Annotated in this window: 15 protein-coding genes and 1 tRNA gene; 8 read left to right on the top strand and 8 right to left on the bottom strand. The window is 67.8% G+C overall.

The genetic code is table 11. The annotated features are described in order from the left end of the window. Window positions 1-20: 20 nt before the first annotated feature. Complete coding sequence (locus NUW50_RS10935; protein WP_258289319.1) at window positions 21-1,163, bottom strand: sirohydrochlorin chelatase; 1,143 nt, start codon at window positions 1,161-1,163, stop codon at window positions 21-23. 16 nt (window positions 1,164-1,179) lie between these two features. After that, window positions 1,180-1,413, bottom strand: a complete 234-nt coding sequence (locus tag NUW50_RS10930) for a DUF6732 family protein (RefSeq protein WP_258289142.1) — start codon at window positions 1,411-1,413, stop codon at window positions 1,180-1,182. Between the two features lie 420 nt (window positions 1,414-1,833). Here NUW50_RS10930 and NUW50_RS10925 point away from each other — a divergent pair, with 420 nt between their 5' ends. Further along, window positions 1,834-2,205 carry a MarR family winged helix-turn-helix transcriptional regulator gene (locus NUW50_RS10925; RefSeq protein WP_258289141.1) on the top strand — a complete coding sequence of 124 codons (372 nt, stop codon included), beginning with the start codon at window positions 1,834-1,836 and terminating at the stop codon, window positions 2,203-2,205. A gap of 82 nt (window positions 2,206-2,287) precedes the next feature. Further along, complete coding sequence (locus NUW50_RS10920) at window positions 2,288-3,262, top strand: glutathione S-transferase family protein (RefSeq protein WP_258289140.1); 975 nt, start codon at window positions 2,288-2,290, stop codon at window positions 3,260-3,262. 9 nt (window positions 3,263-3,271) lie between these two features. On the opposite strand, the gene NUW50_RS10915 is transcribed toward NUW50_RS10920, so the two are convergent. Next, complete coding sequence (locus NUW50_RS10915; protein ID WP_258289139.1) at window positions 3,272-4,135, bottom strand: N-formylglutamate amidohydrolase; 864 nt, start codon at window positions 4,133-4,135, stop codon at window positions 3,272-3,274. A 175-nt stretch (window positions 4,136-4,310) separates the two neighbouring features. Here NUW50_RS10915 and NUW50_RS10910 point away from each other — a divergent pair. Together NUW50_RS10910 and ykgO are read left to right on the top strand one after the other, a co-directional pair. Continuing rightward, window positions 4,311-4,385 (top strand) — tRNA-Val (locus tag NUW50_RS10910). 86 nt (window positions 4,386-4,471) lie between these two features. Further along, a complete protein-coding gene (gene ykgO, locus NUW50_RS10905) occupies window positions 4,472-4,597 on the top strand; it encodes a type B 50S ribosomal protein L36 (protein WP_258289138.1) in 126 nt (41 codons plus the stop codon). Window positions 4,598-4,680: 83 nt separating this feature from the next. On the opposite strand, the gene NUW50_RS10900 is transcribed toward ykgO, so the two are convergent. Further along, on the bottom strand, window positions 4,681-5,073 hold the full coding sequence (locus NUW50_RS10900) for a hypothetical protein (RefSeq protein ID WP_258289137.1): 393 nt from the start codon (window positions 5,071-5,073) through the stop codon (window positions 4,681-4,683). Window positions 5,074-5,243: 170 nt separating this feature from the next. Between NUW50_RS10900 and NUW50_RS10895 the strand changes: the two genes are divergently transcribed. Genes NUW50_RS10895 through NUW50_RS10880 form a run of 4 tightly spaced genes read left to right on the top strand, consistent with a single transcriptional unit; the run spans window position 5,244 to window position 8,637 of the window. Beyond that, window positions 5,244-5,612: a DUF1636 domain-containing protein gene (locus NUW50_RS10895; protein ID WP_258289136.1), complete on the top strand. Its 369-nt coding sequence runs from the start codon at window positions 5,244-5,246 to the stop codon at window positions 5,610-5,612. Then, entirely contained in the window at window positions 5,609-6,538 is a 930-nt protein-coding gene (locus tag NUW50_RS10890; protein ID WP_258289135.1) for a threonine-phosphate decarboxylase, read from the top strand. The genes NUW50_RS10895 and NUW50_RS10890 overlap by 4 nt, the downstream gene beginning before the upstream one ends. A 5-nt stretch (window positions 6,539-6,543) precedes the next feature. Beyond that, on the top strand, window positions 6,544-7,458 hold the full coding sequence (cbiB, locus tag NUW50_RS10885) for an adenosylcobinamide-phosphate synthase CbiB (protein WP_275982091.1): 915 nt from the start codon (window positions 6,544-6,546) through the stop codon (window positions 7,456-7,458). Between the two features lie 9 nt (window positions 7,459-7,467). Continuing rightward, entirely contained in the window at window positions 7,468-8,637 is a 1,170-nt protein-coding gene (locus tag NUW50_RS10880) for a lytic murein transglycosylase (RefSeq protein ID WP_258289133.1), read from the top strand. Window positions 8,638-8,772: 135 nt separating this feature from the next. Here the strand turns inward: NUW50_RS10880 and recR are convergent, their stop codons facing one another. The 4 genes from recR to NUW50_RS10860 form a co-directional block, all read right to left on the bottom strand. Then, a complete protein-coding gene (recR, locus tag NUW50_RS10875) occupies window positions 8,773-9,369 on the bottom strand; it encodes a recombination mediator RecR (protein WP_258289132.1) in 597 nt (198 codons plus the stop codon). Between the two features lie 10 nt (window positions 9,370-9,379). Then, a complete protein-coding gene (locus NUW50_RS10870; protein WP_258289131.1) occupies window positions 9,380-9,724 on the bottom strand; it encodes a YbaB/EbfC family nucleoid-associated protein in 345 nt (114 codons plus the stop codon). A gap of 69 nt (window positions 9,725-9,793) precedes the next feature. Further along, on the bottom strand, window positions 9,794-11,530 hold the full coding sequence (locus NUW50_RS10865) for a DNA polymerase III subunit gamma/tau (RefSeq protein ID WP_258289129.1): 1,737 nt from the start codon (window positions 11,528-11,530) through the stop codon (window positions 9,794-9,796). A gap of 130 nt (window positions 11,531-11,660) precedes the next feature. Then, a complete protein-coding gene (locus NUW50_RS10860) occupies window positions 11,661-12,134 on the bottom strand; it encodes an RNA pyrophosphohydrolase (protein WP_258289128.1) in 474 nt (157 codons plus the stop codon). Window positions 12,135-12,142: the final 8 nt, after the last annotated feature.

Genomic DNA, 12,142 nt, shown 5'->3' with positions numbered 1-12,142 from the left:
TCTTGCCCCCGCGCCCCTGCTCACGGCTTCGGCTTTCGCGCGGATTCCGGCCCCAACGGGTGTTTCGCATGCGGATAGCTGCCGTGCTGATGCCCGTGGCCATGCATATGTCCGTGCTGCGGCGCGTGGCCGGAAGCCTCGGCTGGCGGGTGCCAGTGCGCCTTGCCGTCGCCGTGATCGTGGAAGATCGACGGGCCGGCGTGGCTTGCATGGCCATGCGGCTCCTCCGGTTCCAGCCGGCATTCTCCGGTGCAGAAATCATCGCAAAGCCTGCAATCGGCCACGTTGGAACCGGGCGCACTGGCGCCCTGCCCCTCGACGTGGTGGTGATGGCTTTCCTGCGGCGTGCCGACCTCGGCCTCGAAGCCCAGCACCTGCACCCGGTATTTGCACATCGCACAGTTCGGCGGCGGCACCTCGCCCAGTTGCTCGGTCACCCTCTCGGCAAAGGTCTCCAGCACCTGCGGATGGTCGCCCAGATAGGGCGCCTTGAGGAACTGGATCTCGGGATGGGCTGCGGCCACCTGATCGGTGAAACCGTAGATCCGGTCGATCAGGATGCCGGAGAAGAGAAAATAGGGAAAGACCACGACCCGGCGATAACCCAGCCTGGTCACATGGGTCAGGCAGGGTTCGACCAGCGGGAAGGTGACGCCGGAATAGCCCACCTCGCACCAGCCGAAACCCAGGCCTTCCCAGAGCATCCGGGCAACTTTCGAGACATTGCCATTGGCGTCGGGGTCCGAGGCGCCACGGCCGATGACCACCAGGCAGGTTTCTTCCAGCGGCACCGGATCGGTCGCGTTGGCGGCCTCGACGGTCTCCATGATCCTTGACCCGGCGGCGGCGATCATCTTGGGATCGACGCCCAGTTCGCGGCCATAGCTGACCGTGATGCCCTTTTCGGCGGCATAGGCGTTCAGCACCGTCGGGATGTCGTTCTTGGCGTGCATCGCCGCGAAGAGCATCCCGGGCACGGCGACGATCCGGTCACAGCCCTTTTTGCGCAGCCGGTCGAGCCCGACCCGGATCACCGGATTGGCGAATTCCAGATAGCCGTAATCGGTTTCCCAATCGGGTGGCAGCCAGGCGGGCAGCGCCTGTGCCAGCGTGGCGAATTCGTCCACCGCCGACTGGCTGCGCGAGCCGTGGCCGCAGATCATGACCCCGACCTTCACCTCAGGCGCTTTCGGTTTCGGATTCGGTCTCGTCCGTTTCGGGCTCGGCCCCGGTTTCAGGTTTCCCCTTCCGGCCCGCAAGCACGGCCCAAGCCGTCACCGCGGCAGCGGCCGCAACGGCCCCGGCGGCCAGCCAATGATCATGCCCGGCGGCCTCGACGATATGGCCGGCGTGGGCATGGGCGGAGATCGGCAGCAGGGCCAGGGCAGAAGTCAGGGCGGAAAACAGGCGCATCGGTCAATCCTTCGGCATTCGGGCGCGGATCGGCCAGAGCCAAAGGGGCAACGCCCCCCGACGACGCGGCTTTCTCCCCCCGGTGCGGGTCGGGATATGGCCGCCAACCTTTCTGGCCCCGCGCGGGGCTTCGTCTGCTACCCGGTATGCCCGGCACCCGGCGCCGATGCAACGGCATTCGCGGCATCGCAGTGCGGAAACCGACAGAAGGCCGTTTGCGCGAAGGGTCCCTGCCTGAAGACCGGTTTGTCGGTTGGTCCAGATCATCAATTACCTTATATCATTTACCAGACATAATTGGTTCAGGAGCGATCAGGACAAATGGCAGCCGAGAAAATTCCGAAATCTTCCAGGAAGTTAGGTTCCCGCCGCCGGTTCGGCATGGCGCTCTGGCGGGCGCAACATGCACTGGAGCGGGCGATGACACAGGCCCTTGCACCGCTGGAGATGACGCCGACGCAGATGGCCGCGCTTGCTCTGATCGAGGCCGCGCCGGGGATGTCCGGGGCCGAACTGGCACGCCAGACCGGACTGACGCCGCAAAGCACCGGCGCCATGCTGAGCCTTTTCGAATCGCGCGGCTGGGTGGTGCGCAACGCGCATCCGATGCATCGCCGGGTGATCGAGACCCGGATCACCGATCAGGGCACCCTGGCCCTGGGCACCGCGCTTGGCATTGCCGCCAAGGTCGATGCCGAGGTCGGTGCCGATATCGGCAAGGCCGAGAGACGGTCGCTGATCAAGGCGCTCAACGGTTGCGCGACCCGCGCCGAGGCCCTGGCTGCGCGCTGACGCAAAGGTCTTGTGCCCGGCTGGGGAATGGCAGAGGCCCGCTGCCCGCCCTAACTGATCGGCCAGCGAACAGGAGTTGAACATGGGCCAGCTGATCGACGGTAAATGGAATGACGGCTGGTATGACACCGGGTCTACGGGCGGCGCTTTCAGGCGCAGCGCCGCGGCCTTCCGCAACTGGGTCACGGCGGACGGCAGCGCCGGGCCCAGCGGCAGGTCCGGGTTCAGGGCGGAACCGGGACGCTATCACCTCTATGTCTCCCTGGCCTGCCCCTGGGCGCACCGGACGCTGATCTTCCGCAAGATCAAGGGGCTGGAAGAGATGATCGGGGTCTCGGTCGTGCATCCCGACATGCTGGGCGACGGCTGGAGTTTCTCGACCGATTATCCCGGTGCCACCGGCGATCGGCTTTATGGCCTGCCCTTCCTGCGCGACCTCTATGTCAGGGCCGACCCGCATGCCACGACCCGGGTCACGGTGCCGGTGCTCTGGGACAGGGCCGGCGAAACCATCGTGTCGAACGAGAGCGCCGAAATCATCCGGATGTTCAACAGCGCCTTCGACGGACTGACCGGCAACCGCGACGATTACTGGCCCGAAGAACTGCGCGACGAGATCGCCGAGATCAACGGGCGCATCTATGACACGCTCAACAACGGTGTCTACAAATGTGGTTTCGCCACAACGCAGGCCGCCTATGACGCCGCGGTCGCGCCTCTCTTCGCGACGCTCGACTGGCTGGAAGCGCGCCTGACGGAACGGCGCTGGCTGCTGGGAGATCGGCTGACCGAGGCCGACTGGCGGCTGTTCACCACATTGGTGCGCTTCGATGCCGTCTATCACGGCCATTTCAAATGCAACCGGCGCCGGATCGTCGATTACCCGGCACTCTGGGACTATGCCCGGGCGCTCTATCAGCATCCGGGCGTGGCCGGGACGATCGATTTCGACCATATCACCCGGCACTATTACTACAGCCACGACACGATCAATCCGCACAGGATCGTGCCCACCGGCCCGGATATCGACTGGACGGCGCCGACCCGGCGAAGGTGACCGGCGCCGCTATTCGGCGGCCAGGCTTTCCGGCATCGCACGGCCCAGCGAGGCGATCTCGGCGATCACTTCCCGCAATGCCTTCTGGAATCCGTCAAAGGCGGAATTCGGGCGGATCAACTGTTCGTTCATGTAGAGCGAGCGGTCGATCTCGACCTGGATCACATGCTGCTTGCGCGACGGCCGGCCATAGTTCTGTGCCGTATAGGCGCCGGCGAAAGGCGCGTTGCGCGTCACCCGGAAGCCGACACGGCGGAAGGCAACCTCGATCCCTTCGACGATCGACGGCGCGGCCGATGCGCCGTAGCGGTCGCCCAGCACCACCTCGGGCCGCGGCAATCCGGCATTGGCGAAGTTGTCGATCGCCTCGTGCGGCATCGAATGGCAGTCGATCAGGATCGCCTGGCCGAACTTGGCATGGTTCTGCTCCAGCAGCGCGCCCAGTGCCTTGTGATAGGGATGCCAGACATCGGCCAGACGCTGATCGGCCTCGCGCCGGGTCAGCTTGCCGCTGTAGATCGCCCGCCCGTTCGAGACCACACGGGGAATCACCCCGAGCCCCGAGCCGATCCGCGGATTGTGGCCGGATCGGGTCACATCCTCGATCAGGGCCGGGTCAAGCTCATCCGGGGCGCGGTTGAGATCGACAAAGGCACGCGGCGAACGGGCCGCCAGCAGGGGCGCGCCGCAGACCGTCGCATGATCGAACAGATGATCGACAAAGGCGTCTTCCGAGGACCGGATCGACCGTTCGTCCAGAACGGTGCGGCGCAGGAACGACCACGCATAATCGCGCCCCGAATGCGGCGAGGCAAAGATCACACTGGTCGAACGCTCCGCTGGTTCACGAAGCTCATATGGTTTACGGCTCATATCGGACCCTTGAACGTCTTCGACTATGCCCGACAACGGGTCGTTCCAAAAGCCCTTGATCCCGCCTTCGACTCCTTTTATACGCTGCCGGACCGACGCGGGAGGCTCCCGCGTCTTGTTGTTTGGGCGCCGAATCAGGATCGTCCGGATTGCAGGACCAGGGCCAGTCGCATTCGGGCGCGTAGCTCAGCGGTAGAGCACTACGTTGACATCGTAGGGGTCACAGGTTCGATCCCTGTCGCGCCCACCATCCCCTCCGGGGGAACCATTGAGAGCCCCGGTTCGGGGCACCGAGTTGTGACGGCGCCTGGGCGTCGGGGATTTGAGGAGACGACCATGAAGGTCAGGAATTCGCTCCGCTCGCTGAAGAGCCGGCATCGCGATTGCCGTGTGGTGCGCCGCAAGGGCCGCGTCTACGTCATCAACAAGACCCAGCCGCGGTTCAAGGCCCGCCAGGGCTGAACGACCGGTCGGAAACTGCCGAACGGGCCGTCGGATCGCTTCCGGCGGCCCGTTGGCATGTCTGGGGCCCGGCCGGCGGGCGCTCATCCGTCATCCGGCCGACAGGGCGAGACACTCCCACGGGCGCCATAGTGATCGACCAGGGCCACCAGGTCCTCGGGCGGCGTGCCGCTGGGCAGGAAGGCCGCGGCATTCTGCAGATGCCGGAAAATCGATCCGTCCGAGAAGAAAGCGGTGTCGGTGACGAAGATCACCCTGGCCTCGGGCTGCCGGAAAGAGGCATAATCCGCCACCGCGAAGGCCGACCCCGTGCCCAGCACCAGGTCCAGCAACAAGACCCCGAAGCTGTCCTGCATCAGCGCCGCAATCGCTTCGTCCTGATCACAGGTCAGCAGCACCCGGTGGCCCCGCCGTTCCATATGCCGCGCCCAAAGGCTTCCCAGTTCGGCATCGCTCTCGACGATCAGGACCTGCATCACACACCGGGGCCCGAGGCGGGCCCATCCGTTCTTTACCGCTACGGATAATTAACACTGTCAAAGAGATTTGTCGTCCCAGGTTCCGAAACGAAGGTTAATGCCCGGCACGGAATTGCGCATTGCGGGGAATTGCGGTTCAAGGTGCCGCAGAAGCTGGCAGAGGCGCCATGACCACCTGGATCACGATCTGCGAGACCTGCAAACGCGAGGGATGGGAGGCCGGAGCGCCGACCGATGGCGCGCGGCTGGCCGGGCTGATCGAGGCGCTCGACCCCGGACCGCTGAAACTGCGCCGCCATTCCTGCCTGATGGGCTGCACCCACGGCTGCAATGTCACGGTGCAGGCGGCGGGCAAGCTCTGCTACACCATCGGCCGGTTCGAACCGACGCAGGAGGCTGCCGAGGCGATCCGTGACTGGGCCCTGCTGCATGCCGCAAGCGAGACCGGCCAGGTGCCCTATCGGCAGTGGCCGGAGGCGATCAAGGGCCATTTCGTCACCCGCCACCCGCCGCTGCCCGGGCCCGGGGCGGAATGAGTTCCGGCCGGGATCATGGGGGCGGGCTGGATGCCGCCGTCGCCAGGTTCGGCGGCCAGCGGGCCGACTGGCTCGACCTGTCCACGGGGATCAACCCGGTGCCCTATCCGCTGCCGGAACTGGCCGCAGAAACATGGACCGCACTGCCCGATCAGGGGGCCCGGCAGGCGCTGGAGGCCGCCGCGCGACGCTTCTGGCGAGTGCCCGATGGCGCCGCGGTTCTGGCGGCGCCCGGCGCCTCGGCCCTGATCGCGCGGCTGCCGCATCTGCTGCCGCGCGGCTCGGTCGCCATTCCCGGCCCGACCTACAACGAGCATGAGGCCGCGTTCCGGGCCGCCGGCTGGAGTTTCGAGGGCAGCGACGCCATGGTGGTGGTGCATCCGAACAATCCCGATGGCCGGCTGTGGCGCACGTCGGAATTGTCGCTGCCGCTGGTCGTGATCGACGAGAGTTTCTGCGACGTGATGCCGGAGCGCAGCCTGATCGCCGAGGCAACGCGGCCCGGGCGGCTGGTGCTGAAGAGTTTCGGCAAGTTCTGGGGTCTGGCCGGGCTGCGGCTGGGCTTTGCCATCGGCGATCCGGGCATCGTCGGCGCCCTGGCCGAGGCGCTTGGCCCCTGGCCGGTCTCGGGACCGGCATTGGCGATTGGTGCGGCGGCCTTGCAGGACGGCGCCTGGGCCGAGGCCACGCGGGACCGGCTGCGCGCCGATGCGGCGCGTCTGGACGGGTTGATGCTGGGCGCCGGGGCGGTTCTGGAAGGCGGCACGCCTCTGTTCCGGCTCTACCGGGTCGCGGATGCCGGCGCGATGCAGGAACGGCTGGCCCGCGGGCATGTCTGGTCGCGCGTCTTCCCCTGGTCCGACACGCTCTTGCGGCTGGGCCTGCCGGCGCCGGACGGCTGGGCGCAGCTCGAGGCGGCGCTGTGACAGCCCTGCTGCTGGCCGCCGCGCTGCTGCTGGACGCGGTGTTCGGCGAGCCGCGCTGGCTCTGGTCGCGACTGCCGCATCCGGCGGTGCTGGCCGGGCGGATCATCGACCTTGCGGACCGGCGCTTCAACCGTGGCGGCGGGCGCCGGGCCAAGGGGGCCGCCGTGGTCGCCGTGCTGGTGGTGGGTGCCGCAGCCCTGGGCCTCGGCATCCGGCAGCTGCCCCTGGCGCCGCTCTGGCAGGTGCTGATCGCGGCGATCCTGCTGGCGCAGCGCAGCCTTTGCGACCATGTCGCCAATGTCGCGGCGGCCCTGCGCCTGTCCACCGGCGAGGGGCGGCGGGCGGTGGCCCGGATCGTCGGGCGCGACACCTCGGCCCTGGACGATCCGGCGATTGCCCGCGCCGCCATCGAGAGCGCCGCCGAGAACCTGTCCGACGGGGTGATCGCCCCCGCCTTCTGGTTCCTGGTCGCCGGACTGCCGGGGATCCTGGTCTACAAGCTGATCAACACCGCCGATTCGATGATCGGCCACCGGACCGCGCGGCACGAGGCCTTCGGCTGGGCGGCGGCGCGGCTGGACGATCTGCTGAACCTGATCCCGGCCCGGCTGACGGCGCTGCTGCTGTGGCTCGCCCGCCCGGTTGCCGGGGCCTGGACGGTGATCCGGCGCGACGCGCCGCTGCACCGTTCGCCCAATGCCGGCTGGCCCGAGGCGGCGATGGCGGTGGCGCTGGACGTCGCGCTGTCCGGACCGCGCAGCTATGGCGGCCGGATGCGGGATTTTCCCCATGTCCATCCCGAAGGCGCCCGCGACCCGGGACCCGAGACCATCGACCGGGCGGTGTCCCTGCTCTGGCGGGCCTGGGCGCTGATGCTGGGGCTTGTGCTGCTGCTCGCACTTGCGACCCGGCTTTGCTAGGGTCGCGCCATGTTGAGATATCTGATCCTTGCCGCCCTCTTCGCCAGCCCTGCCGCCGCCGCCCCCTGCGGCGGATCGTTCCGGGGCTTTCTTGACCAGATGCAGGCCGAGGCCGTGGCCAACGGCGCCGACCCCGAGCGCGCCGCCGCCTTCTTCAAGGGCATAAGACAAGACCCGAAAGTCCTGCGGGCCGACAAGGCGCAGGGGGTCTTTCAGCTCGACTTCATCACCTTCTCGCGGCGGGTCATTTCGCGGAACCGGCTCGACAACGGGCGCCGGAACCTGAAGAAATACGCGGCGATCTTCGACAGGATCGAGTCCGAATTCGGCGTCTCGCGCGGGGTGCTGACCGCCTTCTGGGCGCTGGAAACCGACTACGGACAGGTGCGGGGCGATTTCAACACCGCCAACGCGCTGGCCACCCTGGCGCATGACTGCCGCCGGCCCGAGTTGTTCCAGCCCCAGCTTCTGGCCGCCGAAACCCTGTACGAACGCGGCGATTTCGATCCGGCGACGACCAAGGGCGCCTGGGCGGGCGAGGTCGGCATGGTGCAGATGCTGCCCGCCGACATCCTGCGCAACGGCATGGATGGCGACGGCGACGGTCATGTGCGCCTGAAGACCTCGGTTCCCGACGCGCTGATGTCGGGCGCCAGGATGCTGACCGACCTCGGCTGGCGGGCCGGGGAGCCCTGGTTGCAGGAAATCACCGTCCCGGCGGGGCTCGACTGGCGGCTGACCGGCACCGCGCACAGCCGGACCGTCGCCGAATGGCAGGCCATGGGGGTCCGGGCGCGGGCCGGGTCGCTGGGCGATCCCGGGCTTCCGGCCTCGGTTCTGCTGCCGATGGGCAAGGACGGCCCGGCCTTTCTGGCCTATCCGAATTTCAACGTGTTCTTCGAGTGGAACCAGAGCTTCACCTATGTCACCACCGCCGCCTATTTTGCGACCCGGCTGGAAGGCGCGCAGGTCTATGCGGCGGGCAATCCCGATCCGGGGCTGAACGGCACCCAAATGAAGCAGCTGCAGCGCCGGCTGGTGGCCCTGGGCCATGACGTGGGCGAGGTGGACGGCATCCTCGGGGCCCGCACCCGTGCCGCGGTCCAGGCCGAACAGGAACGGTTGGGCCTTCCGGCCGACGGCTGGCCGACGCGGACCCTGCTGGCCAAACTGGGCTGACCGCCCCCGGGCGCGAGGCCGACCGACCCGCGCGGGCCACCTGCTTTACCTTGCAAATATCCCGGGGAGCGCGAGGGGCAGAGCCCCTCGCCCGGTCGGCGCGCGCAGCGCGGCGAAACCGGCCCGCCGCGCCGGCTACAACCGCTTGCGCGCCCGCAGGGCCGCGGTGATGGTGCCGTCGTCCAGGTAATCCAGCTCGCCGCCGATCGGCACGCCCTGCGCCAGCGAAGTGACCGAGACCCGGCCATCCAGCCGGTCGGCGATGTAATGCGCCGTGGTCTGGCCGTCGACGGTGGCATTCAGGGCCAGGATGACCTCGGTGATCCCCTCGGCATCGACCCGCTCGATCAGCCTGGGGATTCTCAACTCGTCCGGCCCGACCGCGTCCAGCGCCGAAAGCGTGCCGCCCAGCACGTGATAGCGGCCCTTGAAGACCTGCGCCCGTTCCATTGCCCAGAGGTCCGAGACATCCTCGACCACGCAGATCTCTCCGTTGGCCCGCTTCGGAGAGGCGCAGATATCGCAGATATCCGAAGTGCCGATATTGCCGCAGGTGGCGCATTCGCGGGCGCTGCGCGCCACCTCGTCCATCATCCGGGCCAGCGGGGCAAGCTGGGTACTGCGTTTCTTGATCAGATGCAGCACCGCGCGCCGGGCCGAACGCGGCCCAAGCCCCGGCAGCTTGGCCATCATCGCGATCAGCGTTTCGATCGACTGGGTGGCGTCGCTCATCCGGGCAGCTTCAGAACGGCAGCTTCATGCCCGGCGGCAGGCCCAGACCTTCGGTGAGCTTGGCCATCTCGGCCTGGTGCCGCTCGGCGGCCTTGCTCTGCGCATCCTTGATCGCCGCCAGGATCAGGTCCTCGACGACTTCCTTTTCCGTCGGCTGAAAGATCGACGGGTCGATCTCCAGCCCGGTCAGCACGCCCTTGGCGGTGGCGGTGGCGCGGACCAGCCCGGCGCCGCTTTCGCCGGTGACGGTGATGGTTTCCAGCTCTTCCTGCAGCGCGGCCATCTTGCCCTGCATTTCCTGGGCCGCCTTCATCATCTTGGTCATGTCGCCCAGTTGGCCGAGTCCCTTCAGCATCTTTCTGTCGTCCTTTCAAAGCAGCGGGCTGTCCCGCGGATGTTCCGTTGCATGGCGCCTCGGCGCCGTTCAATCTTCCTCGAACGGGTCCCATTCGTCCTCGACCACCGGCAGCGCCGCCTCGGCGGCCTGGGCCTCGGGCGGCGGGGCCACCTTCACCGAAGCGCCGGGGAAGGCCTCGAGTACCGCCTGCACCAGAGGGTTGGCGCGGGCCTGTTTCTCGGCCTCCAGCCGTTCGGCGTCGCGGACTTCGGAAATCGTCGGCTCGGTGCAGCCCGAGACCACCGAGACGACCCAGCGAACCCCGGTCCAGGCCTGCAGGCGCTGGCCGAGCCGCGCCGCAAGGTCGCGCGGGGCATCCTCGGTCGGGGTGAATTCGATCCGGCCCGGCGCATAGCGGGCCAGGCGCAGGCCGTCCTCGATCTGCACCTTCAGGACCATGTCGCGATTGGCGGTGATCAGGTCCATCACCTGGGCGAAAGTGGAAAACCGGGCCAACGCCTGTTCCGGATCGAGCGCCAGCGCCGTCGCCTGGCCGCCGTTCGTCCCGGCCTGGGAAGTGACGCCCTGCGCCGCCCGGGCGACGGGCGCCGTGCTCCGGCCGCCGCCATTGCCTGACGGTCCGGCCGGCGCCGGGGCCGGCGCATCCTTCAGCTTGCGAACCAGGGATTCGGGCGTCGGAAGATCCGCCACATAGGTCAGCCGGATCACCGCCATCTCGGCCGCCATCATCGCATTCGGGGCGATCGCCACCTCTTCCAGCGCCTTCAGCAGCATCTGCCACATCCGGGTCAGCACCGGGATCGGCAGCGCCTCGGCCATGGCCTGGCCGCGGCTGCGTTCCTCGGGGGCGACGGTCGGGTCTTCCGCCGCCTCGGGGGTGATCTTCACCACCGAGACCCAATGCGTCAGCTCGGCCAGGTCGCGCAGCACCGCCATCGGATCGGCACCATCGGCATATTGGGCGCCAAGCTCGGCCAGCGCCGCCGCCGCGTCGCCCTTCAGGATCATGTCGAACAGGTCCATGACCCGGCCCCGGTCGGCCAGCCCCAGCATGGCGCGGACCTGATCGGCCGAGACCTCTCCGGCGCCATGGCTCAGCGCCTGATCCAGAAGCGAGGTCGCGTCGCGGGCCGAGCCTTCGGCGGCGCGGGTGATCAGCGCCAGCGCGGCGTCGGAGATCTGGCCCTTCTCGCTGTCGGCGATCTTGCGCAGCAGCGCCAGCATCACTTCGGGTTCGATCCGGCGCAGATCGAAGCGCTGGCAGCGCGACAGCACCGTGACCGGAACCTTGCGGATCTCGGTGGTGGCAAAGATGAACTTCACATGCGCCGGCGGCTCTTCCAGGGTCTTCAGCAGGGCGTTGAAGGCCCCGGTCGAGAGCATGTGCACCTCGTCGATGATATAGACCTTGTAGCGCGCCGAGGCGGCCCGATAGTGAACCGAGTCGATGATCTCGCGGATATTGGCAACGCCCGACTGCGAGGCGGCATCCATCTCCATCACATCGACATGGCGACCTTCCATGATCGCCTTGCAATGCTCGCATTGGCCGCAGGGTTCGGTCGTCGGGCCGCCGGTGCCGTCCGGGCCGACGCAGTTCATCCCCTTGGCGATGATCCGGGCGGTGGTGGTCTTTCCGGTGCCGCGGATGCCGGTCATGATGAAGGCCTGTGCGATCCTGTCGGCGGCAAAGGCATTCTTCAGGGTGCGCACCATCGCATCCTGCCCGACCAGGTCGGCAAAGGTCTCGGGCCGGTATTTGCGGGCCAGCACCTGATAGGGCTTGGCGTCTGGATCACTCATGCGGGCATCGGGTCCATCAAAGGGGGTCGCTTTCGGGATCGGCGGTGGCACGACTCGTCCGGCCAAAGGTAGGGATCGGCTTGCCCGGCGTCCACCCTGCCGGTGGCGTTACCTTGCCGGCCCGGGCATCTCAGAGATGGGCCGCGAACTCGGCCAGCACGGCCTCGTAGACGGCGCGCTTGAAGGGCACGATGGCGCCGGGCAGGTCGGCGGGGTCGAGCCAGCGCCATTCCGAGAACTCGGGATGCTCGGTGGCGATGTCGATCTGGTCGTCGCGGCCCAGGAAACGGACCAGCAACCATTTCTGTTTCTGGCCCCGATACTTGCCTTTCCAGACCTTGCCCAGAAGCTCGGCGGGCAGATCATAGGTCACCCAATCCGCCGTCTCGGCCTCGACCCGCACCAGGTCGGCCGTCACCCCGGTCTCTTCCCGCAGTTCGCGCAGCCCGGCGTCGCGCACCGTCTCGCCCTTGTCGATCCCGCCCTGCGGCATCTGCCAGGCGGGAACCTCGCTGTCCCTGCGCTGGCCGACAAAGACCAGACCGTCCGGGTTGACCATCATCACGCCGACGCAGGGCCGGTAGGGGAGTTTGCTCTCTGCCATCTGCTCCG

The organism is Frigidibacter sp. ROC022 (genome assembly GCF_024723735.1).
Lineage (GTDB): Bacteria > Pseudomonadota > Alphaproteobacteria > Rhodobacterales > Rhodobacteraceae > SLM-1.
Note: the sequence above shows the minus strand (reverse complement) of the source record. Positions and strands in the feature narration are given on the sequence as shown.

What these genes read in the sequence shown, in the direction of transcription:
- NUW50_RS10935 (WP_258289319.1), bottom strand. Translation starts at nt 1,163, where the DNA reads ATGATCTGCGGCCACGGCTCGCGCAGCCAGTCGGCGGTGGACGAATTC.
- NUW50_RS10930 (WP_258289142.1), bottom strand. Translation starts at nt 1,413, where the DNA reads ATGCGCCTGTTTTCCGCCCTGACTTCTGCCCTGGCCCTGCTGCCGATC.
- NUW50_RS10925 (WP_258289141.1), top strand. Translation starts at nt 1,834, where the DNA reads ATGACACAGGCCCTTGCACCGCTGGAGATGACGCCGACGCAGATGGCC.
- NUW50_RS10920 (WP_258289140.1), top strand. Translation starts at nt 2,288, where the DNA reads ATGGGCCAGCTGATCGACGGTAAATGGAATGACGGCTGGTATGACACC.
- NUW50_RS10915 (WP_258289139.1), bottom strand. Translation starts at nt 4,135, where the DNA reads ATGAGCCGTAAACCATATGAGCTTCGTGAACCAGCGGAGCGTTCGACC.
- ykgO (WP_258289138.1), top strand. Translation starts at nt 4,472, where the DNA reads ATGAAGGTCAGGAATTCGCTCCGCTCGCTGAAGAGCCGGCATCGCGAT.
- NUW50_RS10900 (WP_258289137.1), bottom strand. Translation starts at nt 5,073, where the DNA reads ATGCAGGTCCTGATCGTCGAGAGCGATGCCGAACTGGGAAGCCTTTGG.
- NUW50_RS10895 (WP_258289136.1), top strand. Translation starts at nt 5,244, where the DNA reads ATGACCACCTGGATCACGATCTGCGAGACCTGCAAACGCGAGGGATGG.
- NUW50_RS10890 (WP_258289135.1), top strand. Translation starts at nt 5,609, where the DNA reads ATGAGTTCCGGCCGGGATCATGGGGGCGGGCTGGATGCCGCCGTCGCC.
- NUW50_RS10880 (WP_258289133.1), top strand. Translation starts at nt 7,468, where the DNA reads ATGTTGAGATATCTGATCCTTGCCGCCCTCTTCGCCAGCCCTGCCGCC.
- recR (WP_258289132.1), bottom strand. Translation starts at nt 9,369, where the DNA reads ATGAGCGACGCCACCCAGTCGATCGAAACGCTGATCGCGATGATGGCC.
- NUW50_RS10870 (WP_258289131.1), bottom strand. Translation starts at nt 9,724, where the DNA reads ATGCTGAAGGGACTCGGCCAACTGGGCGACATGACCAAGATGATGAAG.
- NUW50_RS10865 (WP_258289129.1), bottom strand. Translation starts at nt 11,530, where the DNA reads ATGAGTGATCCAGACGCCAAGCCCTATCAGGTGCTGGCCCGCAAATAC.
- NUW50_RS10860 (WP_258289128.1), bottom strand. Translation starts at nt 12,134, where the DNA reads ATGGCAGAGAGCAAACTCCCCTACCGGCCCTGCGTCGGCGTGATGATG.